This is a genomic window from uncultured Reyranella sp. (assembly GCF_945957355.1).
Lineage (GTDB): Bacteria > Pseudomonadota > Alphaproteobacteria > Reyranellales > Reyranellaceae > Reyranella.
The window spans coordinates 121,432-147,450 of sequence record NZ_CAMFKM010000007.1; the positions used below are offsets into that span (position 1 = coordinate 121,432).

Genomic DNA, 26,019 nt, shown 5'->3' on the forward strand with positions numbered 1-26,019 from the left:
CCAAGGCGGCGCGCTGCCCATGGAGCTGGCCGCCGCACGCTAGGTCCGGCGTCGCCTCACCTTCTGTATGGCCTCGTCGAGCGCCGACAGGAAGCGCGACCGGTCGCGCGCTGCCATCGGCTTCGGCCCGCCCGTGATCTCACCCATCGCCCGAAGATTGGACATCAGTTCCCGGTTCGCCATCGCCATGCCGATCGAGGAGGCGGTGAAGGGCACGCCGTTGGAACCGATGACCGAAGCGCCCTTCTTGAGGCTGCGATCGGCGAGCGGGATGTCGGAGGTGACGACGATGTCGTCGGGCCCCGCCCGCTCGACGATCCAGTCGTCGGCCGCGTCGAAACCGTCGCTCACGACGACCCGTTCGATCCGCGGATCGCGCGGCACGTTGATGTAGGCATTGGCCACGACGAAGACCTTCAATCCGTAGCGCTCCGCCACCCGATAGACCTCGGCCTTTACCGGGCAGGCATCGGCGTCGATGTAGATGTCGATTCCAGCCTCCTAGCTCAGGACGGCGAGCTTCTTGCGCTCGATCAAGGCGAAATCGATGTCCGCTCCCAGGCCCGGACCGTTCGGCACATGCACCATGCCGTCGCGCCCGACGACGATGTCCTTCTCGAGACCGTACTTCTGCGCGCCGTCGGGCAGCAGAACCTCGAAGAACTCGGTGTTGCGGATCGCGGCGATGACATGGAGGTTCGCGACGTTGTTCAGCGAGTTGCCGCCGTGATGGACCTCGTAGTTCATGCGGAAGGCCTCGGCGAGATGAGCCGTCTTCACCAGGGTGGTGATACCGCCCTTCACCGCCACGTCGCCGCGCAGATAGTCGGTGGCCTGCTGGAGGATCCACGGCTGGTAGGAATCGAGGCCGGTCTGCGGATACTCGGTGGCCATGATCGGAATTGAAAGAAGCTGCTTCAGCTTGGTGTAGTTGTAGATGTCCTGGTCGGCGAGCGGATCCTCGTACCAGTAGAAGCCCATCTCCTCGACGGCGCGGCCGACGCGGATGGCGGCCGGATAGTCGTAGCTCCAGGTCGAATCGAGCATGATCGTGTAGTCGCCGACGGCGCGACGCACTGCCTCGCAGACCTTGATGTCTTCCCGCCAGCGCGTCGGCGGATGGATCTTGTAGGCGGCCCAGCCATACTCCTTGAACTGCATCGCCTCCTCGGCGTACTCGGCGGGCGAGGCCAATACGGCGGAGCTGGCGTAAGCCGGAACGGACTGGCGATAGGTGCCGAGCAGGCGATGGATCGGCTGGCCCATCGCGTTGCCGACTAGGTCCCACAACGCCACGTCGACCGCGCCGATGGCGCGCACGCCCGCGGAGCGCTGGCGCTTCCAGATCTCCTGGTTGATGTGCTCGCGCTGGAACGGGTCCTTGCCGATCAGCACCGGCTTGATGTGGCTGATCAGCCCCTGCCCGTCCGTCGTCGCGGGATTCATCGCCGAGCCCAGGAAGGCGTGACCTTCCAGTCCTTCGTCGGTGACGATACGCAGCAGGCCCAGCGCGCTCTTGCCCGAGAAGCGACCGGTGTGCGCGCCATAGGTCGTGGGCGGGATGTCGTCCCAGGCGAACAGCGTCAACGTGACGTCGGTTATCTTCATGCCTTTGTCTCCCAGACCCGCCGCTCCGTGCCCAGCGGGTCGATGTCCAGGTGGCAAACCGTGTCGAATATCATCGTGGCGCGCATGCGCGCCGAATAAGTGGGCCATACCGGCAGGCCGGGATGGTTCGGATCGCCACGCTTCGCAAAGGCGATCCAGGCCCGGCTCATGGTCTCGCCGAGCGCAAGACGCCCGGGATCGTCGCCGGTCAGCTCCGCCGTCTCGAGATTGGAGAAGACGAAGGGGATCTCGAGCGTGTGGCAGGAGCGCAGCCGGCCGCCCAGCACCGGCGTCTCCCAGGCGAAGAGATAGACGAACACCGGCGCCGCTTCCTGCGCCAGCTTGCGCTCCGCGATCAGGAGCGACGGCGCGCGGATACCTTGGTCGGAAACGATGGCGATCGCGATCTCGTCGGGCCGGAGCCTCGGCTGCGCCTTGCGATAGACCGCGACGATGTCGGCCGCCCGCGCGCCGAGATAGGGCGTGAGCGACTCGGGCAGGCTCTCGAAGGTCGCATCGGCGACCCACGGCATGTGGCCCAGGAAAAGGGTCATCTCGTCCTTGTTGCTGCCGATCATCAGCGGGACGTCGATCGAAGGCAGCGGCGCATCGGGCGCGAAGGGCCCGCCGGGAAACAGCGCGCCGTCGATCACCGGGTTGAAGCCGAGCCGCCGCCGGTCGGCGAAGGCTGCGCGACTGACACCCGCCAGCACCTTGACCTGCGCTTCGAGGAGCTTCGCCGCCGGCAGCGTGCGCAGCTTGCCGGCGTTGGCCGCATCGAGCCCCAGATGCTCCAGCATCTGGCGCGCGGTCCGGGTGCCGTCCTCGCGATTGGCCATCTGAACGGCCGGTCCGCTCTGGATGATGGCCTTGTGGAACAGGCCCCTGGCCGGCGGCATGGCCATCAGCACGCTCACCTTCGCGCCGCCGCCGGATTCGCCGAAGATGGTGACGTTGTTCGGATCGCCGCCGAAGCGGGCGATGTTGTCGCGTACCCATTGGAGCGCGGCGATGATATCGAGCACGCCCGCGAGCCCGGCATGCTCGAAACCTTCGGCCGTGTCCTCCATATGAAGATAGCCGAACGCGCCGAGGCGGTGATTGAACGAAACGACCACGACATCGTCGAGCCGGCAGAGATTGGCGCCGTCCGACGAGGGCGAGGATCCCGAACCGGTGATGAAGGCGCCGCCATGGCACCAGAACAGGACGGGCCGCTCCGCCCCCTCGCGCCCCGAGGTCCAGACGTTGAGATAGAGGCAGTCCTCGTCGAGCTTCTGCTTTCCGGCGAGCGTGAAGAGGCGCAACAGGTCGTCGGGCAGCGCGAAGACATTCTGGCTCTGCACCGCCATGTTGCCGTACGCGAGCGCATCGCGAACGCCGGCCCAGGGCACGGGCTTGCGCGGCGGCCGGAAGCGCAGGTCACCGAGCGGCGGCTCGGCATACGGAATCCCCTTGAAGATCTCGACTCCGCGATCGCGGACGCCGCGGATCCGGCCGGCAGTGGTCTCGACGACGATTTCTGCTGTCATGGGTTTCAGTCTAGCGCGAACGGACGGGCCAGTGCTGTGACTGGACCGCATCAATTTCGCCTAGCTGCATCGCAACGCGGTGTGTGACCTGGCGGGACATGCTCATCTTCCTACCATCCGGTGTCGGTTGGCCATAGACTGTCGCCATGAACGACAAGGTCCGAGCCCAACTTGCCCCCACCGGCGTCCTGCGCGCCGGCATCAATCTCTCCAATTTCCTGCTGGTCACCGGCCGCAGCGACAGCGGTGACCCGACCGGGGTCGCCCCCGACATGGCGCGCGAGATTGCGGCCTCGCTGGGCGTGCCGGTGAAGTACGTGACCTTCAAGTCTCCCGGCGAGCTCGGCGACCAGGTCGGCAAGGACGTGTGGGACATCGGGCTGATCGGCGCCGAGCCGCAGCGCGCCGAGAAGATCCAGTTCACCGCCGCCTATGTGGAGATCGAGGCGACCTACATGGTGCCCGAGGGCTCTCCCATCAAATCGATCGCCGATGTCGACAGGAAGGGCGTGCGCATCGCCGTCTCCGCCCGCTCTGCCTACGATCTCTGGCTGGTGAACAACATCAGGAACGCCACGCTGGTGCAGGTGAGCGGCCTCGACGCGGCCTACGAGAAGTTCATGTCCGACAAGCTCGAGGTGCTGGCGGGTCTCCGCCCCGGCCTGCTCAAGGATGTCGAGAAGGCGCCGGGCCTCAGGATCCTCGACGGCAAGTTCACCGCGGTCCAGCAGGCCGTCGGCACGGCCAAGCCCAATGTCGAGGGCGCGGCCTTCCTTGCCGACTTCGTCGAAAAGGCCAAGAAGTCGGGCCTGGTTCAGGGCTTCATCGACCGTCACAAGGTCAAGGGCCTGTCCGTCGCGCCGCCCGCCTGACCGCCCATGGAACTGAACGTCAAGACCCTCTACCTGATCGGCGGCATCGTGACCGTCGCCAGTGCGGGTGCGGCGCTCCTGACCTGGTACCACCATCGCAACGCGCCGGGGCTTCGTGCCTGGGCGGTGGCCCTGTTGCTCACCGTCCTCGGTGCGCTCATCCTGCGCGTCCGCATCGCCCAGGCCGATCTCGCGCTCCTGCTGGCCGCCGACATGGTGATCGTTACGGGTTTTGCCGCGATGTGGCTCAGTCTTCGCTTCGCCAATCAAGGTCGCACCGACATTGTCCGGCTCATTGCGCTCGCCGTGGGCATCAGCGCGGCCTTCCTCGCCCTGTTCGTCGTCCTGAGGGCCCTCGGTGCGGGACGACAGGCCGCGTCGATCCCCTTCTCCCTGCTCCTCGGCCTGCTGGGGCTGGCCTCCGCCTGGGAGATCTGGCAGGGCCGCCACAAGGATGATCTGCACAGCCGGCTGCCGGCGGCCCTCGCCTTCGCAGGTCTCGGAATCGCCCGTGTCGCTCGCGCCGCCGTCCTGGGCGGCGAGGTGGTCCACGTCCTGCCGCCGGGTGCCGCAGCGGCGACGCATCCCTATACGCTCTACGCCACGATCGTTTTCACCGTGGTGGTGACCTACGGGCTGGTGACGATGGCCAACGAACAGGCCGGCCGTCGCGAGGCGAAGCTGTTCGCCGGGCAGTGACGGCTCGAGTTCGCAGCCCACGAACGGCCTGACTCACCCGTCTTCGGATCGGCGAACAATTCCGCCGTCGCCCCGATCTCCCAGACCTTGCCACGACGCGTGTACACGACCGGTTCGGTTACGCCGGGCCAGGTCCTCCATCACGGCCGGCACCTCGGCGGCAACCTTCGTGGCCTCGCCTGACCACTCCGGGTCAAATGCAAAAGACCATGCAACCCGGTGCACCTCGAGGCGTTGTTCCCACCGTTGCGGGGGGTCTGGAAGTGTCCCGAGCGGGTTCCAACGGAAGAGAAATTAATTCGTGCGACATGCCTCCTTCCGAGGGGGCTTCCGCATGACCGCCGACGCTGGCTCGTCACTGGTCGGTGGTCCGACGATTGCTTCGCCCTCTCCCTCTCGCGACCAGCTCCCGTCGGCCGGGCTCCGCGACCTGCTGGCTGTGCTGGAGGCTCTGCGCAGCGGCGATTTTTCGGCCCGGCTGGCGGCGGACCATGACGGCACCCTGGGGAGGATCGCCGCGGTGGTGAACGACATCGCCGCCGGCAACGAGAGCATGGCCCAGCAGCTCGAACGCATCGGCAAGGCGGTCGGCGAACAGGGCCGCACCCGCCAGCGCGTCAAGTTCGGCCTATCGGGGGGCGCCTGGGGCGAGATGGAGAGTTCGGTCAACACGCTGATCGACGACCTCGTGTGGCCGACCACCGAGGTGACGCGCGTCATCGGTGCCGTGGCGCAGGGCGACCTACTGCAGACGGCACGGCTCGATGTCGATGGTCGGCCGCTCAAGGGCGAGTTCCTGCGCGCCGCGACCATCGTCAACACCATGATCAAGCAGCTCTCCGTTTTCACTTCCGAGGTCACCCGCGTGGCGCGCGAGGTCGGGACCGAAGGCAAGCTGGGCGGCCAGGCCAAGGTGAGCGAAGTGACGGGTGTCTGGCGCGAGCTGACCGAGAGCGTCAACTCGATGGCCAACAACCTGACGGCCCAGGTGCGCAACATCTCCGACGTCACCATCGCGGTGGCCAACGGCGACCTCTCGCGCAAGATCACAGTCGACGTGCGCGGAGAGATCCTGCAGCTGAAGGAGGCCATCAACACGATGGTCGACCAGTTGCGCTCCTTCGCCTCGGAAGTGACGCGCGTGGCCCGCGAGGTCGGCACCGAGGGCAAGCTCGGCGGCCAGGCGATCGTGCCGGGCGTCGCCGGCACCTGGAAGGACCTCACTGACTCCGTGAACGCCATGTGCGGCAACCTCACCGACCAGGTGCGCAACATCGCCGACGTGACGACCGCCGTGGCGCGTGGCGACCTGTCGAAGAAGATCACGGTCGATGTGCGCGGCGAGATCCTGCAGCTGAAGGACACCATCAATACGATGGTCGACCAGCTGAACGGTTTCGCCGGCGAGGTCACCCGCGTCGCGCGCGAGGTCGGCACCGAAGGCAAGCTCGGCGGCCAGGCGCAGGTGCCGGGCGTCGCCGGCACCTGGAAGGACCTCACCGACAACGTCAACTCGATGGCGACCAACCTCACCGCACAGGTGCGCAATATCGCAGAGGTGACCACCGCCGTCGCGACGGGCGACCTGTCGAAGAAGATCACCGTCGACGTGCGCGGCGAGATCCTTCAGCTGAAGGAAACCATCAACACGATGGTCGACCAGTTGAACGGCTTCGCCGGCGAAGTGACGCGCGTGGCGCGCGAGGTCGGCACCGAGGGCAAGCTGGGCGGCCAGGCCCAGGTGCCGGGCGTCGCCGGCACCTGGAAGGACCTCACCGACAACGTGAACCTGCTGGCAGCGAACCTGACCACACAGGTGCGCAACATCGCCGACGTCACGATCGCGGTCGCAGGCGGCGACCTGTCCAAGAAGATCACCGTCGACGCGTCGGGCGAGATCCTGCGCCTGAAAGAAACCATCAACACGATGGTCGACCAGCTCAACTCCTTCGCGGGCGAAGTGACCCGTGTGGCGCGCGAGGTCGGCACCGAGGGCAAGCTGGGCGGCCAGGCGCAGGTGCCGGGCGTCGCCGGCACCTGGAAGGACCTCACCGACAACGTCAACTTCATGGCCACCAACCTCACCGGCCAGGTGCGCAACATCGCGGAAGTAACGACCGCCGTGGCCAACGGCGATCTTTCCAAGAAGATCACCGTCGACGTGCGCGGCGAGATCCTTCAGCTGAAGGACACCATCAACACGATGGTCGACCAGCTGAACGGCTTCGCCGGCGAAGTGACCCGCGTGGCACGCGAGGTGGGCACCGAGGGCAAGCTGGGCGGCCAGGCCCAGGTGCCGGGCGTCGCCGGCATCTGGAAGGACCTCACCGACAACGTGAACCTGCTGGCCGCGAACCTGACCACCCAGGTGCGCAACATCGCCGACGTCACTACCGCCGTCGCGACGGGCGACCTGTCGAAGAAGATCACTGTCGACGTGCGCGGCGAGATCCTGCAGCTGAAGGACACCATCAATACGATGGTCGACCAGCTGAACGGTTTCGCCGGCGAGGTCACCCGCGTCGCGCGCGAGGTCGGTACAGAAGGCAAGCTTGGCGGCCAGGCGCAGGTGCCGGGCGTCGCCGGCATCTGGAAGGACCTCACCGACAACGTGAACCTGCTGGCCGCGAACCTGACCACCCAGGTGCGCAACATCGCCGAGGTGACCACCGCCGTCGCGACGGGCGACCTGTCGAAGAAGATCACCGTCGACGTGCGCGGCGAGATCCTTCAGCTGAAGGAAACCATCAACACGATGGTCGACCAGTTGAACGGCTTCGCCGGCGAAGTGACGCGCGTGGCGCGCGAGGTCGGCACCGAGGGCAAGCTCGGCGGCCAGGCGCAAGTGCCGGGCGTCGCCGGCACCTGGCAGGACCTGACCGGCAACGTGAACCTGCTGGCCGCCAACCTCACGACCCAGGTCCGCGCGATCGCCGAAGTGGCGACGGCCGTCACCAAGGGCGACCTGACGCGCTCGATTCAGGTCGACGCGCTGGGCGAGGTGGCGGAGCTGAAGGACAAGCTCAACACCATGATTGACAATCTCCGCCTGACGACGGAGCGCAACACCGAACAGGACTGGCTGAAGACCAACCTCGCCAAGTTCACCAACATGCTCCAGGGTCAGCGCGATCTCGGCACCGTAGGCCGCATGATCCTGAGCGAGCTGACGCCGCTCGTCGATGCCCACCAGGCGGTGATCTACCAGACGCACGAGGATGGCACGCAACGCCTGCTGCGCCTTGTCTCGGTCTATGCCGATGCCGTGGGCGACGGTCACCCCGAGATCCTGCATGTCGGCGAGGGCCTGATCGGCCAATGCGCCGCCGATGGAAGGCCGATCCATATCTCGACCATGTCGGAAGCGGCGCGGCCCATCACCTCGGGCCTGTTCCGCGCCGTGCCGACGAGCATCGTCGTCCTGCCCATCCTGTTCGAGGGCCAGGTCAAGGCCGTGATCGAGCTTGCCTCGCTCAGCAGGTTTACCGAGTTGCAGCTCGCCTTCCTCGAGCAGCTCACCGCCTCGATCGGCATCGTGCTGAACTCGATCGAAGCGACGATGCAGACCGAGAGCCTGCTGCAGCAGTCTCAGAAGCTCGCCGGCGAGTTGCAGAGCCAGCAGAGCGAGCTGCAGCAGACCAACGAGCAGCTCGAGCAAAAGGCCGCCCAGCTTGCCGAACGCAACGCCGAGGTCGAGCGCGCCAACCAGGAGATCGAGCAGGCCCGCCGGGCCGTCGAGGAGAAGGCGTCCGAGCTGGCGCTGACCTCGCGCTACAAGTCCGAGTTCCTGGCCAACATGAGCCACGAGCTGCGCACCCCGCTCAACTCGATCCTGATCCTGGGCCAGCAGCTTGCCGACAATCCCGAAGGCAACCTGCACGCCAAGCAGGTCGAGTTCGCCCGCACCATCCACGGCGCCGGCACCGACCTGCTGAACCTGATCAGCGACATCCTCGATCTCTCCAAGATCGAATCCGGCACCGTCACCGTCGACGCCGAGGAGATCTACTTCACCAACGTGCTGGAAAGCGTGGCGCGGCCGTTCCGTCACCAGGCTGAATCGCAGGGCCTCGTCTTCGAGGTCCAGGCCGATCCCGGGCTCGGCCGCTCCATCGTCACCGATTCCAAGCGACTGCAGCAGATCCTGAAGAACCTGCTGTCCAACGCCCTGAAATTCACCGCCGAGGGCAGCGTGCGGCTGCGGGCCGTTCCGGTCACGGGCGGATGGCGTTCCGACAATGCCGCGCTGAACCAGGCACGCTCGGTGGTGGCCTTCGAGGTCACCGACACCGGCGTGGGCATCCCTGTCGAGAAGCAGAAGATCGTCTTCGAGGCCTTCCAGCAGGCCGACGCCAGCACCAGCCGCAAGTATGGCGGTACCGGCCTCGGCCTCGCGATCAGCCGGGAGCTGGCGAGCCTTCTGGGCGGCGAGCTTGCGCTGCGCAGCACGCCCGGCGTCGGCAGCACCTTCACCCTGTACTTGCCCATGATGTACACCGGTCCGCGCACCGCCGTGCGCCAACCGACCCAGGGCCAGGGCCAAGGCCAGGGTTCGCAGCCCTTGCCGATGGCGCCGCTGCCTGAGCATCTCGCCGACCAGTTCCCCGACGACCGCCACGAGTTGCAGCCCGGCGATCGCACGCTGCTGATCGTTGAGGACGACCCCAACTATGCGGGCATCATGGTCGATGCCGCACACGCGGCGGGGCTGAAAGCCGTGGTGACGGCGCGCGGCGCCGAGGCGCTCGACCTCGCCCTGCAGTACAAGCCGGTCGCCATGTCGCTCGATGTGTTTCTGCCCGACATGCTGGGGTGGAACGTCCTGAGCCAGTTCAAGCGAACGCTGGAGACCCGCCACATCCCGGTGCAAGTCCTCACCATGGACGAGGACCGCCAGCAAGGCCTGTCGCGCGGCGCCTTCTCCTACCTCAGCAAACCCACCACGACCGAAGGACTGAGCGCCGCGCTGGCGCGCATCAACGACTATGTCCAGCCGCGGCGCAAGAAGCTGCTGATCGCGGAAGACGACGAGGGCGAGAGGCTGAGCATAGCCGCCCTGCTCGACCATCCCGACGTGGAGATCACGGCGGTTGCCTCGGGCGAGGAGGCCCTGGAGAGGCTTCGCACCGAGCGCCACGACTGCATGGTGCTCGACCTGCGCCTGCCGGATATGTCGGGCTTCGATGTGCTGGACACCGTCCAGACCGACCCGGCGCTGGCCGACCTGCCCGTCGTTGTCTTCACCGGCCGCGACCTCACGGCCGAGGAGGAGGCCCGGCTGCATTCAATGGCGCGCAGCATCGTGGTCAAGGGTGCGGCGTCGCCCGAGCGGCTGTTCGACGAGACTTCGTTGTTCCTGCACCACGCCGCGGCGGCCCTGGCGCCGGAAAAGCAACGCATGCTGGAACGGCTGCACGGCTCCGACGAGGTGCTGTCGGGTCGTACCGTGCTGGTGGTCGACGACGACGCCCGCAACATCTTCGCCCTGTCGAGCGCACTAGAGCGGCGCGGGATGCGGGTGCTGACGGCGACGACCGGCCACGAGGCGATCTCGATCCTCGAGACATCGCCCGACGTGTCGATCGTACTGATGGATATCATGATGCCCGAGATGGACGGCTACGAGACCATGGCGCTGATCCGCGGCAAGCCGGCGCTGCGCCGCCTTCCCATCATCGCACTGACCGCCAAGGCGATGAAAGGGGATCGCGAGAAGTGCCTGGAGGCCGGCGCCTCAGACTACCTGGCCAAGCCGGTCAACACCGAGCAGCTCTTCTCGGCGCTGCGCCTCTGGCTGCATCGCTGATCTTGGCCGCCGCTTCAGCCCCCATGGACAAGGTCACCATCCTGCTGATCGACGATCAGCCGGCCAAGCTCCTGAGCTACGAGGTCATCCTCGGCCAACTGGGCGAGAACCTGGTGAAGGCCAACTCGCCGCACGAGGCGCTCGGCCTGCTGCTGAAACTGGAGGACGTCGCCGTCGTGCTGATCGACGTGGTGATGCCGCAGATCGATGGCTTCCAGCTGGCCGCCATGATCCGCGAGCATCCGCGCTTCCAGAAGCTCGCCATCATCTTCGTCTCGGCGGTGCAGATCGCCGAGACCGACCATCTGCGCGGCTACGAGATCGGGGCCGTCGACTACGTTACGGTGCCCGTGGTGCCGGAAGTACTGCGCGCCAAGGTCCGCGTCTTCATCGAGCTGTACCGCAAGACCCGCGAGCTCGAGGCGATGAACCGGGAACTCGAGAAGCGCGTCGCCGAACGGACGGCGGAACTCGAGGCCCAGACGGAGCAGCTGCGCCGCAGCGAGGAGCGCCGGTCCATTGCGCTCAGCGCCGGCGACATGGGTTCGTGGGAAGTCGATATCGCGTCCGGCCACGTCGAGTGGGATGACGGGCCCTATCGGATCTTCGGTGTCGACCGCGCTGCCTTCGAGCCCACTGTCGAGCGCATCGAAGCGATGGTCCATCCCGATGATCGTGAGAAGATCGCGGTCGACGCCATCGTCGCAGCGGGCGACGACCGTTTTCAGGTCGAGTTCCGAATCATCCGACCGAGCGGCGAGGTCCGCTGGTGCTTCGGCGCCGGCGTTGTCACGCGCGGCTCCGACGGTATCGCCATGCGTATGAACGGCGTCACCGTCGACATCACGGAACGCAAGCGCGCCGAGGAGCGGCAGCTCGTGCTGGCGCGCGAGGTCGATCATCGCGCCAAGAACATGCTGGCCGTCGTCCTGTCGGTACTGCGCCTCACCAAGGCGAAGAGCACGCCGGAATTCGTATCGACGGTCGAAGGCCGCATCCATGCGCTCGCCGCCACGCACAACCTCCTGTCGGCTACACGCTGGCAGGGCGCCAATCTCAACCAGATCGTCGACGAGGAGCTGGCGCCCTACCGTACCGACCACCGCCGGCGCATCGAGTCGGGCGGTCCGCCGGCCATGCTACTGCCCGCGACCGCGCAGGCCGTGGCGCTCGCGGTGCACGAACTCGCCACCAACGCCGCCAAGTACGGCGCCCTGTCGACCGAGAACGGCCACCTCAGCCTCGTCTGGACGATCGACGATCAGGCGCTGGTCGTCGACTGGATCGAGACGGGAGGGCCGCCTGCCGTCGAGCCCAGGTCGCTGGGCTTCGGCCTGTCGATCGTACGGTCCTCGATCGAGGCACAGTTCCGCGGCGGCGTCTTCTACGATTGGCGGCCGGACGGCCTGCATTGCCGCCTGTCCATTCCGCGGGCCCAGATCGTCGGGCCGGCACCCGCACGACAGCCCGAGCAGGAAGGCCCTAGAGACATGACCGGACGGCGTACGCGAAGCCTCGCGGGCCGGCGCCTGCTGATGGTGGAGGACGAGGTCCTGGTCGGCATGATGGCCAAGCGCATCCTGGAGGATCTCGGCGCCACGGTGCTGGGGCCCTATGGCGGCCTTGCCGATGGTCTGGCAGCGGCGCGGAGCGAGCGATTCGACGGAGCACTCCTCGACTTCAATCTCGCGGGCGAGCTCGCCGATCCGCTCGCCGACTTGTTGATCGCGCGCGGCATTCCCTTCGTATTCATCACGGGATACCAGCGCGACAGCATCGACCGGCGCTATGCCAACGTTCCCGTCCTGCCCAAGCCGCTCGAAGCCGAAAGCCTCGAACGCGTGCTGGTGTCCCTGCTCGACCCACCGTCGCGCGTCACGGTTGGCGCATAGGCTCGGCGAAACAGGGCGAAGTCGGGGCGGTTCCCCGCGTAATCGAGGTCTGCGCCGTCAACTTTCACATCGCCCCGCCGTTATCACCGTCCAACGACAGAGGTGATAGCCAACATGGCGAGAGACATCCGAACTATGCCCAGAGGCCTGATCGCGCCGCTCACCCAGGCCGCTCTTGCCTCACTGCGTGCGCTGGCCGAAGGCACGGCCCCATCGATGCCCGACGAGCATCGCGCACGCCTCCTCCACCTGGCATTGATCGAGACCAGCCCGGAAGGCGATGCGATCACCGCGCTCGGTCGCGAGCGGCTGATTTCGGATCGTTAGTAGTTTCCGGGCGTCGCCGTGACGCATCCGGGATCGACGGCCGTTTTCACGATCTTCAGAAAGGTCTCGAGAGGACAGGCATTGTTCACCAGGTCGGCCGAGCAGGCCGGCAGGGCCACTTGCACCATCCCCGCCGGGTCGCGGTAGCTGAGCGGTGAGCGATGGCGCATCTCGTCCAGCGTCTGCGCATAGTAGGCGATCCGCACGTAGCGCTTTTCGCTCCTCACCTCACGAAACTGCTCGAAGGCCAGCGCGCCACCGGGTGAGGCCTCGCCCGGAAGGAAACCCGGAATCTGCCAGGTGAGGTCGAGCAAGGCGGCAATGTTGTGGATGTTGCTCTCGTGGCCCACCAGAAAGCCCAGGCGCACCGGCTGCCCCGTGGCCGCATGGCCCGGGAAACTGTGGCCGTTTACCAGGATGGCGCCGATCAGTGACAGCAGGTTGGAGCCGCGCTGCTGGGCGATGGGCTTGGTCTTCTGGGTGAGATCCTGATCGAGCTGGTGGAGTGTCAGGAGCTCGCGAAGCGAGGCATCGTGAGCCAGCCGCCCCCAGGCGACCTGGTCCTTGGGCATCCCCTCGGCTGCCTGCATGAGGAAGTTCTCGGCCGCCGTCGAGGCATAGCCGATGGGGCCGCGCAGCCGGACACCGTCTTCGGTGCCGCCGACGATGCTGTTCGGCGTGCCCGCTTCACCACAGCTGCCACCGCCGGCCCCCCGGGTCGCTCCGCCCGGACAGAGGACGGACTGCATCATGGAGAGCGACGCGGCATAGTCGCGCTGGACGGAGGCGAAGCTGCCCCCCAGGCGCGCCAGGATGGCGGTGCGGTTGGCCGCGAGATCCATGGGGCAGGATGCCGTCGGCTGCGGATTGAAGAGGGGATCCGGCACAGTGAAGTTCGCCTGGTTGCGCAGCGGCAGGTTGGCGCAGCGCGGATACATGCCGGCCAGGAGTGCGGCGCCGGACGTGCGCGTGCGCTGCGAGAGATCCGTCCAGGCCGCGACGGTTCCGGCGGTCGGGCAATCGTCCGCCTGGACCAGACCGCGCCCGCCGTACAGCACACGGTAATAGGTCCCCATGAGCCGCAACAGCTCCTCGCCCTGGGGCGAGAGGAATCCGGGTTCGACGGGCCAAGTGGGCCAGGCCGTCGCACTGTATTTGTCGAGCTCATCATTGGGCGCGGTCGGCGAGCGCACGCCGTGCCGGTTCACAAGGACCGCCCGTTCGATCTGCCAGCCCGGCGGCGTTGGCAGGATCTCGGCGCTGGTCGGCATCAAGGCCGCCGCGAGCAAGGCAACGAGGACGACGGTAAAGACTCGAATTCTCATGGTACTCCCCCGGAGGCCGCACTATGCCGCCTCCAGGTCCCGCGCGTCATCCATTCCGTGCTAGAATTGGAATATGTCCGTGCAATGGACGATCTCGCATGCCGACCGGCTCGTCGTAGCCGTCGCCCGGGGCACCGTGACGGTGAGCGACATCGAACGCTATTTCGCCGGCGTCACCACCGAAGGCGCGATGGGGTATCGCAAGATCTTCAAGATCACCCACGCGCCCGGGGCGTTGAGCGACGATAACCTGCGGGCGCTGGGCAGGCGGGTGGTGCTCTATGCCCACCATGGCCAGGTCGGGCCCCTGGCGATCGTCGCCGCGTCCGACAGCAGCTTTGAGCAGGCGAAAACCTTCGCCGCAGCCGCCACGGCGCGACGCCCCCTCGCCATCTTCCGGGAGCTTCACCTCGCGCGACAATGGCTGGATGCCCAGCCCCTGCCGGATGAGTGAGCCGGAACCCGCACCCCTTTCCCGGGGTTGAGCCACGATGCCTTCACCGTCGACGATCAGCGCCAGCTCGTTCCGCGAGCGCGTCGGCGCGCTGAGAAACCTGCGGCCCTTCCTCGCCATGGTCTGGGCCACCAGCCCGACCCTGGCGGCAGCGACGATCGTGCTGCGCCTGATGCGCGCCCTGCTGCCGGTGGCCACGCTCTATATCGGCAAGCTGATCATCGACGATGTCGTGATGCTGGTTCAGCTACCCGACAAGCCGGCGACGCTGCGGCAATGGATCGACAGCGGCCATCTCAACCGGCTCGGCCTTCTGCTCGGCGCCGAATTCGCGGTGGCGGTGCTGGCCGACGCGCTGGGCCGCATCGTTTCCCTGCTCGACGGGCTACTGGCCGAGCGTGTCAGCACCAGCTCGAGTGTGCGGCTGATGGAGCATGCCGCGACGCTCGACCTCGAGGATTTCGAGGACGCCGAGTTCCAGGACCAGCTCGAACGCGCCCGCCGTCAGACCAGCGGCCGCATGACCCTGATGAGCCAGCTCTTCTCCCAGGCGCAGGACCTCGTCACCGTGGCGAGCCTCGCCGCCGGCCTGATCGTGTTCGCGCCGTGGCTGATCGTGCTGCTGGTCGTGGCGCTGGTGCCCGCGTTCCTCGGTGAAGCCCACTTCAACGCCAAGAGCTACTCGCTCGATTTCGGCCGCACGCCCGAGCGGCGGGAGCTCGACTATGTCCGCCAGACCGCGGCGAGCGTCGAAACCGCCAAGGAAGTGAAGATCTTCGGCCTGCACGACTTCCTGATCGACCGCTATCGCCGACTCGCCGCATCCTTCTACGAGGCCAACCGCCGTCTCGCGCTGCGCCGGGCCGGCTGGGGCGGGCTGTTCACGACCATCGGCACGGTCGGCTACTACCTCGCCTACGCCTACATCGCCTGGCGCACCCTCACCGGCGAATTCTCGGTCGGCGATCTCACCTTCCTGGCGGGCTCGTTCCGTCGCCTGCGCACCCTTCTCGAGTCGCTGCTGAGCGGATTCTCCTCGGTGGCCGGCCAGGCGCTCTATCTCGACGATCTCTTCTCCTTTTTCGAGGTCCGGCCGGAGATTCATTCGCCGGCAAATCCCCTGCCCTTTCCCAGGCCGATCCGCGAAGGCTTCGTGTTCGAAGATGTCGGTTTCATCTATCCCGGCGCCGAGCACTGGGCGGTGCGCCATCTCTCCTTCACGCTGAAGGCCGGCGAGGTGGTGGCGCTGGTCGGCGAGAACGGCGCCGGCAAGACCACACTGGTCAAGCTGCTGACCCGGCTCTACGACCCCGATGAGGGCCGCATCCTGCTCGACGGCCGCGACCTGCGGGACTACGGGCTCGACGCGTTGCGCGGCAGCATGGGCGTCATCTTCCAGGACTTCGTCCGCTACAATCTGCCGGCCGGCGACAACATCGCGGTCGGGCGCATCTCGGCACGCGGCGACCGCGAACGCATCGCGCGCGCGGCCAGCCGCAGCCAGGCCGACGGGGTGATCGCCCGCCTGCCCCGAGGCTACGACCAGATGATCGGCAAGCGCTTCAAGAACGGCGTCGAACTGTCGGGCGGCGAATGGCAGAAGATCGCCATCGCCCGCGCCTACATGCGCGAGGCCGAGGTGCTGATCCTCGACGAGCCGACCGCCGCCCTCGACGCCCGTGCCGAATTCGAGGTGTTCCAGCGCTTCAAGGAGCTGAGCCGCGGCAAGACCGCGGCGCTGATCTCCCACCGCTTCTCCAGCGTCCGCATGGCCGACCGCATCCTGGTGCTGGCCGACGGCAGGGTCGAGGCGCAGGGCACGCACGAGGAGCTGATGGCGCAACAGGGACGCTACGCCGAACTCTTCGAGCTGCAGGCGGCGGGATATCGGTAGAGTCTTTCTGGGCAAGATCGAATCGAGCCGGGCATGCGCCGGCGTGGATCGACCTGCCGCTTCTCGGCTGAGCTCCGCTCAGCCTCACATCGCCGGAGGAAGTTCCTTCAGGGCCTGCGTGGCGATCGGCATCATCTTCTCGCAGAAGTCCTTCTTGTTCTTCTCCGCTTCCCTTTCCATCGTATCGTAGGTCTTGTCGAGCTTGCGGTCAGCGATGTCGAGCTGCTTCTCGGCCCACTCGATCCAGAACTCGAGGCGGGTTTCCTGCTCCTTCGTCATGTCGAGGTCGCACGTATCGACAGCCACGGAGATCGCGTAGAGACCGATCACCATCTTCCCGGCATCTTCCTTCGTGAGCGTGGTCTGGGCCGTCGCAGCCGCGAGGGGCAGGACCAGCAACGCGAGCGAACTGGCGAACGCACGAACCATCGAACTCTCCCCCGGCTTGCGGGGCGCCGCTCGAAGCGGCGCGCCCGTTTGTGATGGCCGGAGACTACTTCAGAGTCTTGTGGAGCGTAATCTCGGCATTGAGCAACCTGGAGACCGGACACCCCTTCTCCGCCGCCTCGGCCAGCTTGTCGAAGGTCGACTGATCGAGGTTCGGCACCTCGGCCACCAGGGTGAGGGCGGACTTGCTGATCTTGAAGCCGGCGCCGTCCTGTTCGAGCGAAACGGCCGCCTCGGTCTCGAGCAGGGACGGCGTGAAGCCTGCCGTTTGCAGCTGGAACGCCAGCGCCATGGTGAAGCAGCCGGCATGGGCGGCAGCGATCAATTCTTCGGGATTTGTGCCCTTCTCGCCCTGGAACCGGGTCTTGAAGGAATAGGGCGTCCCGGACAGGACGCCGGAATCGCTGGTGAGGTCGCCGGTGCCGTCCTTGCCGGTGCCGCGCCAGTGGGCCTTTGCCTTGCGGATCATCTGTCGTCTCCTTCAGGTTGTCGATGGCGCACCATGCCCGGGCCATGTGACGGAAGCGATTCCTCCCTTGGTATAGGAGCGGGCTGCGCAGGGACCGGATCGTCTGTGCTATCCTGGACCGCTGGCGAGGAGATGAGTTCATGCGGGTAATTTTCGCGGCGCTGTTGTCGGCGCTGCTGTTGATCGGGTTTGCGACCGGCACCTGGGCGCAGAACGGGCTGGAGCGCTTCGAAAAGGAGATCAAGCCCCAGTTCGAGCTCAAGACGCTGAGCTATGCCGGCGCCGAGCCGCTCGGGGCCTCCGGCTTCGTCCTGAAAGACGTCGTGGCCGTCGTCCCGGCCAACGCCGCGACCGGCGACAAGGAAAGCACCATCAAGATCGACAAGGTGACGGTCGAGGACCTCGACTTCGATCGCCTCCGGAAGGATTCCAAGGACGATCGGGCTCCGCGGTTCGCCAGGCTCAGGATGGAGGGCATGACGGGCGACGACGAGATGTTCACCGCGCTCGAGCCCTACGGCGTTCCCAAAGTTCCCTTCGACATCGCCCTCGACTATCGCATCGATCCGGCCGGCAAGGTCCTGACCGTCAACATGCTGGAGGTGACCCTGCGCGGTCAGGCGCGTTTTGCCCTGTCGATGATCGTGGATGGGGTGAGCGACGACACCGACATGGACACCGCCAAGGACGAGGGCCGGCTGCGCAGCGCCTCCCTGACCGTCGACGACAAGGAACTGCTGGGCAAGCTGGTCCCGGCCGTGGCCAGCGAGGAAGGCATCAAGGCCGAGGAGTTGATCACGACCGCGCTCGACGCGCTGGCCGGCTTCGCCCAGGCCCAGACCGGGGAGACCCTGAAAGCGCTCGACGCCCTCGCTTCCTTCGTCGGCGACTGGAAGGCGCCCAAGGGCCCGCTGGTGTTGGGCGTGAAGCCCACCAAGACCGCCGGCCTCGACGACCTCGACAAGATCATGGTGCCCAACGCGCTCTCGACCCTCTTTGGCTTCACCGCGACCTATCCCGGCACGCGGGGCGGGGCGGCCAAGGCAGGCTCCAAGGGCAAGTAACAAACCAGGACGCAAATGGAGGAAACGATGAAGCGGCGTACCCTTCTGGCCGGCGCGGCGATGCTGCCGCTCGGCGTCCCGGTTCGGGCCCAGGAAGCCTATCCGTCGCGGCCGATCACGATGATCGTGCCCTTCCCGCCCGGCGGCGTGGCCGACATCACCGGCCGGCCGACCGCGCACGTCATGGGCAAGCTGCTCAAGCAGTCGGTCGTCGTGCAGAACAAGGGCGGCGCCGGCGGCTCGGTGGGCACGGCGCAGGCCGCGCGCGCGACGCCGGACGGCTACACCCTCCTCATGGCGCTGTCGTCGATCTCCGTATTGCCGGTGGCCGATCGTCTGCAGGGCCGCGCGCCCGCCTACGAACTCGACCAGTTCGCGCCGATCGCCCTGATCAGCGCCGATCCCACAGTCCTGGTCGTTCGCGAGGACGGTCCCTACAAGACACTGAAGGATCTCGTCGACGCCGCGAAAGCCAAGCCCGGCACGATCAACTATGGCTCCTCGGGCGTCTACGGCACGCTGCACGTGGCGATGGAGATCTTCGCCGACGCCGCGGGCATCAAGCTGTTCCACATCCCCTATCAGGGCGGCGGACCCGCGGTCGCGGCGCTGCTGGGCGGGCAGATCGACGCCCTGGCCTCGGGCCCGTCGGCGGCCATCGGCCAGATCAAGGCCGGCAAGATGCGTGCGCTCGCGGTCTGGGGCGACAAGCGCCTCGCCTCGATGCCGGACGTGCCCAGCATGAAGGAGCTGGGCTACGACGCCACCTTCTACATCTGGTCGGGACTGTTCGCGCCTGCCGCGACGCCCGCCCCGATCCTCACGACGCTCCGCGACGCCGTGCGTCGCACGGTCGAGGATCCGGAATTCAAGGAGGCCATGGCCAAGGTCGAAACTCCCATCGCCTATCTCGATGCGCCCCAGTTCAAGGACTTCCTGGACAAGGACGCAGCCCGACTGAAAGTCGCCGTCGAGCGCATCGGTAAAGTGCCGGAGAAATAGAGGCGCAACGGCGTGGGTGCGTGTGATCGTCCTCATAGGGCACGCCTGAATTCTCTCGAACCCTGCAGGTCCAGAAACGGAAGGGCGTGCAACCCCCTTCGCGAGGGAGGCGTTTTGTAAGCAGCGGTCGTCATTTCGGCGGTCGCGGCGAACATGGAGAAACGCCATGAACGACCAGAAGCAGAATCCCTCGCAGCAGCAGGATCGCGATCGCCAGCAGCGCGAACAGGTCCAGCGCGAGCAGCAGCAGAAGCAGAACCAGCAGCCCAACCAGGCGGGCCAGCCGGGTCAGCGTCAGCAGCCGCAGAACAAGGACCACTAGTCCCAGGTTCCCCGAAGCCGAATGCCCGCCGTGAGGCGGGCATTCGTTTTTCCGTCATCAGGAGAGGCTTACAAATGAAGTTGCATGCCGCAAATCCGCCGCGCGAAGTTCCCGCCGTCCCGCCTGCTCCGGGCAAGGTCGATCCCATCCCCCCCGAGATGCCGCTTCCGCCGGGCACGCCGGCGCCGGAGGACATGCCTACGCCCGTGCCTCATCCCCAGGGCCCGCCGGGCCCCGTTGCCTGAGGCGGAATACGCTACTCCTTCACCGCCCCGGTGAGGGAGGAGACGTAATAGTCGACGAAGAACGAATAGAAGATCGCCACCGGCAGCGATCCCAGCAGCGAGCCTGCCATCAGGGAACCCCACTGATAGACGTCACCCGACACGAGTTCGGTCAGGATGGCGACGGGGACGGTCTTCTTCTCGCTGCTCTGGATGAACGCGAGCGAATAGATGAATTCGTTCCACGACAGGGTGAAGGAGAAGATGCCGGCCGAGATCAGGCCGGGCACTGCCAGGGGGAGTGTGATGCGCCGCAGGATCTGCAGGCGCGTTGCGCCGTCGATCAGCGCGCATTCCTCGAGCTCGTACGGGATCGACTTGAAGTAGCCGATCAGCAGCCAGGTGCAGAACGGCACCAGGAAGGTCGGGTAGGTCAGGATCAGCGCCAGCGGCGTATCGAACAGACCGAGTTGGTAGACCGTCGTCGCCAGCGGGATGAACAGGATCGACGGCGGCACGAGATAGGCGAGATAGATGCCCAGGCCGACATACTGGCTGCCCCTGAAGCGCAGGCGCTGGATCGCGTAGGCCGCCAGCACGCTGGAGAGCAGCGACAGGAAGGTCGAGCAGACCGCCACGCCCATCGTCGTCATCAGCCACTTCGGATACGACGTCTGGAACAGCAGCTTGTAGATGTGATCGAGCGTCGGGCTGCCGATCAGGAACGGATTGTAGGTCTTGTAGTCGTACAGTTCCGCGTTCGGCTTGAAGGCCGTGATTCCCATCCAATAGAACGGAAAAAGCAGGATGATCACGAAGCAGATCAGCGGCAGGTAGATCGTCACCATCCGCCGGCCGCGGGTCTCCCACACCATATCTTCGGCGGGTGCGGTCGAACTGGCCGGAGTCGGTGCCGTCGAAGCGGCGTCAGTCATTGGCCTCTCCCTGCTGCCACTTGCGGCGCGCGAGCGCGAAGTAGCTGAACAGCGTGGCGAACACGAGGAACGGGATCATGGCGACGGCGATCGCGGCGCCCTCGCCCAGCTCGCCGCCGGCGATGCCGCGCTGGAAGGCGAGCGTTGCCATCAGGTGGGTCGAATTGATCGGCCCGCCACGGGTGATCGCATAGACGAGCTGGAAGTCGGTGAAGGTGAAGATGATCGAGAAGGTCATCACGATCGCCAGGATCGGCAACAGCAGCGGGAAGGTGATGTAGCGGAAGCGCTGCCAGGCCGTAGACCCGTCGAGGAGGGCCGCCTCATAGAGCGACGGCGAGATGGTCTGCAGGCCGGCCAGCAGCGAGATCGCCACGAACGGGATGCCGCGCCAGATGTTGGCGGCAATCAGCGACCAGCGTGCCGGCCAGGTCGTGCTCAGGAAGTCGAAGGGCTTCTCGCGGACGCCCAGCACGTCGGTGGCGAAATAGGAGATGATCGAGAACTGCGGGTCGTAGATCCACCAGAAGGCCAGCGCCGACAGCACCGTCGGCACGATCCACGGCAGCAGGATGATGGCGCGCAGCAGGTTCTTGAGCGGCAGGTGCCGGTTCAGCAGCAGCGCGAGCCAGAGGCCCAGCGCGAATTTCCCGAACGTCGCGACGCCCGTGTAGAAGACGCTGTAGAAGACCGCGGTCCAGAACTGCGGGTCCTCCATCAGGTACTCGAAGTTCTCGAGGCCGATCCAGTTGCCGGTGCGGCCGATCTTGGTGTCGGTGAAGGACAGCCAGATGCCGAGGCCCAGCGGATAGGTGAGGAACACCATCAGCAGGCCGCAAGCCGGCAACAGGCACATGAAGATCAGGAATGCCTTGTTGTCGAACAGGCGCATCAGCCAACCCGGCTGGCTGCGAGCCTTGTTCCAGTCGGTCATCGTGGCGACTGTCATCTTCCCTCCGGAGAGTGGAGATCGGCGCGACCGGCGAACCGGTCGCGCCCTTCCCTGTCAGGCCCTAGCGGTAGTAGCGGCGCGTGCGACGCTCGGCTTCCTTGGCCGCGTCGGCCGGAGTCGCCTGGCCGGAGGCCACCGAGGCGAACATCTGCACCAGGATGTATTCCGCGGCGACGGTGCCGGCGGCCTGGGTGATGGGGCCCTTGTAGCCGCTCCAGAAGCGGTTGTTCATGGTGCTGCGATAGATCGTGATCTTCGGATCGCTGGTCCACACCTTGCTCTTGTCGTAGGCGTTGAGCGGGTGTGACCAGTAGCCCAGGCAGCCCGTCAGCCACGGATCGTACTGCTCGGCCTCCATCATGAAGGTGAGGTAGGCCTTGGCGGCGTTGGGGAACTTGGTGTGCTTGAACACCATGGCGTTCAGCACCGTGGCGCTCATCGGCGCCGAGCTTGCCACGCCCTGGGTCAGCAGCGCGTGCTCGGTGTCGTCGGCGATCGCCTTGGTCGCTGGATCGTTCTTCAGCGCGAAGTACATCGACACGCCGTTGGCGGTGAAGAACAGCTCGTTCGACGCATAGGCCCGGTTGTTGCTGATGTCGTTCCACGACATCGTGCCCGGGATGAACGTCGGATAGAGCTCCTTCACGTAGTTGAGGGCGTTGACGGTTTCCTTGCTGTTGATGATGACCTTGCCGTCCTCGTCGACCAGCGCGCCGCCATGGCTCCACAGCATCCAGTTGGCGAAGCCGTTGGCGTCGCCCACCGCGTTGCCGAGCGCGAAGCCCGCCGGCTTCTTGATCTTCTGGAGCTGCTGGCAGAGCTTCAGCAGCTCGGGAAGCGTGGTCGGCACCTTGTCGAAGCCGGCCTCCTTCACCGCCGAGGCGCGATAGACCAGCGGGCCGCCGGTGCCGCCCATCGGGATGCCGATCCAGTTGTTGGTCTTGGCCTTCTTGCCGAACTTCTCGCCGAGGAACATCCAGCCGCCGTACTTCTTGCCGAGATACTCGGCGACGTCGCTGAGCTCGACCACCTTGTCGGCGTAGATGTGCGGGTCTTCCGCCCAGCCCAGCACGATGTCGGGGCCGGCGCCGGTGTTGGCCGACACGGCGGTCTGCTGGCGGATGTCTTCCCAACCCACGAAGTCGACCTTGATCTCGACACCGGTTTCCTTGGCGAACTTGGCGCTGTTGGCGCGGAAGATCACCTCGTCGGGCTCGACGAAGCGCGCAGGCCGGATCAGGCGGAGCGTTGCGCCCTTTTCGATCGGCAGCTTGGGCGCCGGCACGTCGGCCTTGGGGATCTCCGACTGTGCGTTGGCCTTGCCGGCCATCGCCATTGCCGCCGCCGCGGCACCGAGGATGATCGACTCACGCCGCTTGATGATGAACGCCATTGTTGTTTCCTCCTGACTGACCTTTGGTTTGTCTTCTTTTCCCCGTTCTCAGAGGCGCTGGCCCGACTGCTGGTCGAACAGATGGACCAGGGCGGGATCGGGCCTCACGGGCAGGATCTCGCCGGGTTTCGCCGTGACACGCTCGCGGAAGGCGCCGATCACGGACTGGCCGCCGATCCGCATCAGGACCTGGGTTTCCGACCCGGTCGGCTCGACCACCTGCACGGTGGCCGGGATGCCGCCGGGATCGAGGATCAGGTGTTCCGGCCGCACGCCGTACACGGCGGGCCCGTCGGCCGGACGCCCGCCATTGGCGGGCAGCGGCCAGGCCGTGCCGTCCTCCATGCGTAGGGCGCCGTTCGAGACCGTGCCCTTCACCATGTTCATGGCCGGCGAGCCGATGAAGCCGGCGACGAACAGGTTGGCCGGCCGGTCGTAGAGTTCCAGCGGCGCACCGATCTGCTCGATATGGCCGTTGTTCATCACCACGATCTTGTCGGCCATGGTCATCGCCTCGATCTGGTCGTGCGTGACGTAGACGGTGGTGACCTTGAGCCGCTGGTGCAGCTCCTTGATCTCCGAGCGCATCTGCACGCGCAGCTTGGCGTCGAGGTTCGAGAGCGGTTCGTCGAACAGGAAGACCTGCGGGTTGCGCACGATGGCACGGCCCATCGCGACCCTCTGGCGCTGGCCGCCCGAGAGCTGGCGCGGGAAGCGATGCAGGAGCTGTTCGAGACCGAGGATCTTGGCAGCCCGGCCGACTTCCTGGTCCATCACCGACTTCGGCGCCTTCGCCAGGGTCAGCGAGAAGGCCATGTTGTCGTAGACGGTCATGTGCGGGTAGAGGGCGTAGTTCTGGAACACCATCGCGATGTCGCGATCCTTTGGCGGGACCGTGTTGACCACCTTCCCGCCAATCGCAATCTCGCCCGACGTGATGTTCTCGAGTCCCGCCAGCATGCGCAGCAGGGTGGACTTGCCGCAGCCCGACGGCCCGACCAGCACCACGAACTCACCATCGGCGATGTCGACACTTACGCCATGTAGAATCTCAACAGGCCCGAACGCCTTCCGCACAGTGCGGACCTCGACCGTCGCCATACTTCCTCCACGCGCGCGGCCTCGGGCCGCTTATTACTTGTACATCTGCCGGTTCTTTCGACCGGTCGCGCGGGATCATAGGCAAACCGCGCGCGAAGTGCGAGTACTCACTGACGGATCGGTAACCGAATCACCTGCAATCGCTTGTCGAAAGAGCGAGCCGCCTGCAGGATGCTCGAAGTGCAATTTGGTTCGGGGAATTCATCGCAATGAACTTCGATGCAATCGGCGCTGCATGGGCGCCGCGCCTGCTCAGTGTGCTGCGAATCATGAGCGGCCTCCTCCTGCTGCAGCACGGTACCGGCAAGCTGCTGAAATTCCCGGCAGGCGTCGTCCCCGCGAACTTCAACCTCGTGACGATGCCGGGCTATGCCGGCATCATCGAGTTCGTCTGCGGCATCCTGCTGGTCATCGGGCTCTTCAGCCGCACCGCCGCCTTCATCGCCTCCGGCATGACGGCCGTGGCCTACTTCATGGTCCACGCCCCGCTGGGCTTCTACCCGATCCTCAACAAGGGCGAACTCGCGGTTCTCTACTGCTTCGTCTTCCTGTACCTCGCCGCCGCCGGCCCCGGCCCCTGGAGCATCGACGCCGCGCGCCGGAAGTAGCGCTTAACGCGCCTGCGCCAAGACGCTATGGAACGAACAATGGACGGCTGCCTCGTGCAGCCGTTTCGTCACGTGCAGGATTTGCAGGAAAGAAACGGGAGAAGCGTCCATGTCCCAGCCGGTCTCGATCAACCGTCGCCGCTTTGCCACCTTGGCCGGCGCGACGGCGCTCAGCACCCCGATGCTGGCCCGCGCCCAGACCCGCTGGAAGCCCGAGAAACCGATCACGATCTACAACCCCTTCGCAGCGGGCGGCGTCACCGACGTGCACATGCGCCTGCTCGCCGAGGCCGTGGGCAAGATCCTGGGGCAGCAGGTCATCATCGACATCAAGCCGGGCGCCGCCGGCACGCTCGCACCGGCCATGCTGCTGAACGCGAAGCCCGACGGCTACACGCTGGCCGTGATGAGCATCAACACGCTGCGCTATCCGCACTACCAGCAGACCAACTGGAATCCGCTGACCGACTTCACCTACATCACCGGCCTCTCGGGCTACACGATGGGCATCGTCGTGCGCTCCGATTCTCCCTGGAAGACCTTTCAGGACATGATCGCTGCCGGCAAGAAGGACCCCGACAAGTACAATTTCGGCACCTCGGGCGTCGGCGGCACGGGCCAGCTCATGATGATCGAGGTCGAGCAGGCGACCGGCGCGAAGTTCACCCACGTCCCCTACAAGGGCGGCGCGGAATGGATGCAGGCGCTGATGAGCGGCGAGATCCAGTTTATTGCCGACGCAGCCCAGTGGGCGCCGTTCGTCGACGACGGCAAGTGCCGCATCCTGGCCTTCGCCACCGAGAAGCGCATCCCCCGCTACCCCGATGTTCCGACGATGATCGAGCTCGGCGTCAACGTCGTGGGCCAGAGCCCCTATGGCCTGCTCGGCCCCAAGGGCATGCCGCCGAATATCGTCGACACGCTCTACCAGGCCTTCAAGCAGGCCTCCGCCGAGCCGAAGGTGATCGAATATCTCGCGAAGTTCATCCAGGTGCCCTGGGACAAGAACCCCGCCGAGTTCCGCGCCTTCGCCGAGAAGTACTATGTCGACGTGAAGCCGCTGCTCATCAAGGCGGGCCTCGCGAAGTCCTGA

At 66.1% G+C, this 26,019-nt stretch carries 22 protein-coding genes; 12 read left to right on the forward strand and 10 right to left on the reverse strand.

Annotation, left to right across the window (positions count from 1 at the left end):
• Nucleotides 1-39: 39 nt before the first annotated feature.
• From Q0Q48_RS13740 to Q0Q48_RS13750, 3 genes are read right to left on the reverse strand one after another with little or no spacing between them, the layout of a single operon-like run.
• Nucleotides 40-492, reverse strand: a complete 453-nt coding sequence (locus tag Q0Q48_RS13740) for a YaiI/YqxD family protein (RefSeq protein WP_295138830.1) — start codon at nucleotides 490-492, stop codon at nucleotides 40-42.
• Nucleotides 493-501: 9 nt separating this feature from the next.
• Nucleotides 502-1,608 (reverse strand): enolase C-terminal domain-like protein, encoded by a 1,107-nt coding sequence (locus tag Q0Q48_RS13745; RefSeq protein WP_295138480.1) that lies wholly within the window; start codon nucleotides 1,606-1,608, stop codon nucleotides 502-504.
• On the reverse strand, nucleotides 1,605-3,140 hold the full coding sequence (locus Q0Q48_RS13750) for a carboxylesterase/lipase family protein (RefSeq protein WP_295138482.1): 1,536 nt from the start codon (nucleotides 3,138-3,140) through the stop codon (nucleotides 1,605-1,607). The genes Q0Q48_RS13745 and Q0Q48_RS13750 overlap by 4 nt, the downstream gene beginning before the upstream one ends.
• A gap of 146 nt (nucleotides 3,141-3,286) precedes the next feature.
• Here Q0Q48_RS13750 and Q0Q48_RS13755 point away from each other — a divergent pair, with 146 nt between their 5' ends.
• From Q0Q48_RS13755 to Q0Q48_RS13775, 5 genes are all read left to right on the forward strand, one after another.
• Nucleotides 3,287-4,012: an ABC transporter substrate-binding protein gene (locus Q0Q48_RS13755; protein WP_295138484.1), complete on the forward strand. Its 726-nt coding sequence runs from the start codon at nucleotides 3,287-3,289 to the stop codon at nucleotides 4,010-4,012.
• A gap of 6 nt (nucleotides 4,013-4,018) precedes the next feature.
• Nucleotides 4,019-4,711 (forward strand): hypothetical protein, encoded by a 693-nt coding sequence (locus Q0Q48_RS13760; protein WP_295138486.1) that lies wholly within the window; start codon nucleotides 4,019-4,021, stop codon nucleotides 4,709-4,711.
• A gap of 334 nt (nucleotides 4,712-5,045) precedes the next feature.
• Complete coding sequence (locus tag Q0Q48_RS13765) at nucleotides 5,046-10,517, forward strand: HAMP domain-containing protein (RefSeq protein ID WP_295138488.1); 5,472 nt, start codon at nucleotides 5,046-5,048, stop codon at nucleotides 10,515-10,517.
• Nucleotides 10,518-10,540: 23 nt separating this feature from the next.
• On the forward strand, nucleotides 10,541-12,409 hold the full coding sequence (locus Q0Q48_RS13770) for an HWE histidine kinase domain-containing protein (RefSeq protein ID WP_295138490.1): 1,869 nt from the start codon (nucleotides 10,541-10,543) through the stop codon (nucleotides 12,407-12,409).
• Nucleotides 12,410-12,544: 135 nt separating this feature from the next.
• On the forward strand, nucleotides 12,545-12,736 hold the full coding sequence (locus tag Q0Q48_RS13775; RefSeq protein WP_295138492.1) for a hypothetical protein: 192 nt from the start codon (nucleotides 12,545-12,547) through the stop codon (nucleotides 12,734-12,736).
• Here the strand turns inward: Q0Q48_RS13775 and Q0Q48_RS13780 are convergent.
• Nucleotides 12,733-14,061 (reverse strand): histidine-type phosphatase, encoded by a 1,329-nt coding sequence (locus Q0Q48_RS13780; RefSeq protein ID WP_295138493.1) that lies wholly within the window; start codon nucleotides 14,059-14,061, stop codon nucleotides 12,733-12,735. The genes Q0Q48_RS13775 and Q0Q48_RS13780 overlap by 4 nt on opposite strands.
• Before the next feature lie 73 nt (nucleotides 14,062-14,134).
• Here Q0Q48_RS13780 and Q0Q48_RS13785 point away from each other — a divergent pair, with 73 nt between their 5' ends.
• Complete coding sequence (locus tag Q0Q48_RS13785) at nucleotides 14,135-14,515, forward strand: hypothetical protein (protein WP_295138495.1); 381 nt, start codon at nucleotides 14,135-14,137, stop codon at nucleotides 14,513-14,515.
• 37 nt (nucleotides 14,516-14,552) lie between these two features.
• Entirely contained in the window at nucleotides 14,553-16,409 is a 1,857-nt protein-coding gene (locus tag Q0Q48_RS13790; protein ID WP_295138497.1) for an ABC transporter ATP-binding protein, read from the forward strand.
• Nucleotides 16,410-16,493: 84 nt separating this feature from the next.
• Here the strand turns inward: Q0Q48_RS13790 and Q0Q48_RS13795 are convergent, their stop codons facing one another.
• Entirely contained in the window at nucleotides 16,494-16,838 is a 345-nt protein-coding gene (locus Q0Q48_RS13795) for a hypothetical protein (protein ID WP_295138499.1), read from the reverse strand.
• Nucleotides 16,839-16,902: 64 nt separating this feature from the next.
• Nucleotides 16,903-17,325 (reverse strand): OsmC family protein, encoded by a 423-nt coding sequence (locus Q0Q48_RS13800; protein ID WP_295138502.1) that lies wholly within the window; start codon nucleotides 17,323-17,325, stop codon nucleotides 16,903-16,905.
• A 140-nt stretch (nucleotides 17,326-17,465) separates the two neighbouring features.
• Between Q0Q48_RS13800 and Q0Q48_RS13805 the strand changes: the two genes are divergently transcribed.
• The 3 genes from Q0Q48_RS13805 (at nucleotide 17,466) to Q0Q48_RS13815 (ending at nucleotide 19,713) form a co-directional block, all read left to right on the forward strand.
• The gene (locus tag Q0Q48_RS13805) at nucleotides 17,466-18,389 is read left to right on the forward strand and encodes a hypothetical protein (RefSeq protein ID WP_295138505.1); all 924 of its coding nucleotides are present in this window, start codon (nucleotides 17,466-17,468) and stop codon (nucleotides 18,387-18,389) included.
• 27 nt (nucleotides 18,390-18,416) lie between these two features.
• Complete coding sequence (locus tag Q0Q48_RS13810; RefSeq protein WP_295138507.1) at nucleotides 18,417-19,391, forward strand: tripartite tricarboxylate transporter substrate binding protein; 975 nt, start codon at nucleotides 18,417-18,419, stop codon at nucleotides 19,389-19,391.
• A 166-nt stretch (nucleotides 19,392-19,557) separates the two neighbouring features.
• A complete protein-coding gene (locus Q0Q48_RS13815; protein WP_295138509.1) occupies nucleotides 19,558-19,713 on the forward strand; it encodes a hypothetical protein in 156 nt (51 codons plus the stop codon).
• 256 nt (nucleotides 19,714-19,969) lie between these two features.
• Here Q0Q48_RS13815 and Q0Q48_RS13820 read toward each other — a convergent pair whose 3' ends face one another.
• The 4 genes from Q0Q48_RS13820 to ugpC form a co-directional block, all read right to left on the reverse strand.
• A complete protein-coding gene (locus tag Q0Q48_RS13820; RefSeq protein ID WP_295138511.1) occupies nucleotides 19,970-20,872 on the reverse strand; it encodes a carbohydrate ABC transporter permease in 903 nt (300 codons plus the stop codon).
• A complete protein-coding gene (locus Q0Q48_RS13825; RefSeq protein ID WP_295138833.1) occupies nucleotides 20,865-21,764 on the reverse strand; it encodes a carbohydrate ABC transporter permease in 900 nt (299 codons plus the stop codon). The genes Q0Q48_RS13820 and Q0Q48_RS13825 overlap by 8 nt, the downstream gene beginning before the upstream one ends.
• Nucleotides 21,765-21,885: 121 nt before the next feature.
• A complete protein-coding gene (locus tag Q0Q48_RS13830; protein WP_295138513.1) occupies nucleotides 21,886-23,217 on the reverse strand; it encodes an ABC transporter substrate-binding protein in 1,332 nt (443 codons plus the stop codon).
• 48 nt (nucleotides 23,218-23,265) lie between these two features.
• Nucleotides 23,266-24,318, reverse strand: a complete 1,053-nt coding sequence (gene ugpC / locus Q0Q48_RS13835) for a sn-glycerol-3-phosphate ABC transporter ATP-binding protein UgpC (protein WP_295138515.1) — start codon at nucleotides 24,316-24,318, stop codon at nucleotides 23,266-23,268.
• 209 nt (nucleotides 24,319-24,527) lie between these two features.
• On the opposite strand from ugpC, the gene Q0Q48_RS13840 reads away from it, so the two are divergent.
• Nucleotides 24,528-24,926 (forward strand): DoxX family protein, encoded by a 399-nt coding sequence (locus Q0Q48_RS13840; protein WP_295138517.1) that lies wholly within the window; start codon nucleotides 24,528-24,530, stop codon nucleotides 24,924-24,926.
• Between the two features lie 109 nt (nucleotides 24,927-25,035).
• Nucleotides 25,036-26,019, forward strand: a complete 984-nt coding sequence (locus Q0Q48_RS13845) for a tripartite tricarboxylate transporter substrate binding protein (RefSeq protein WP_295138519.1) — start codon at nucleotides 25,036-25,038, stop codon at nucleotides 26,017-26,019.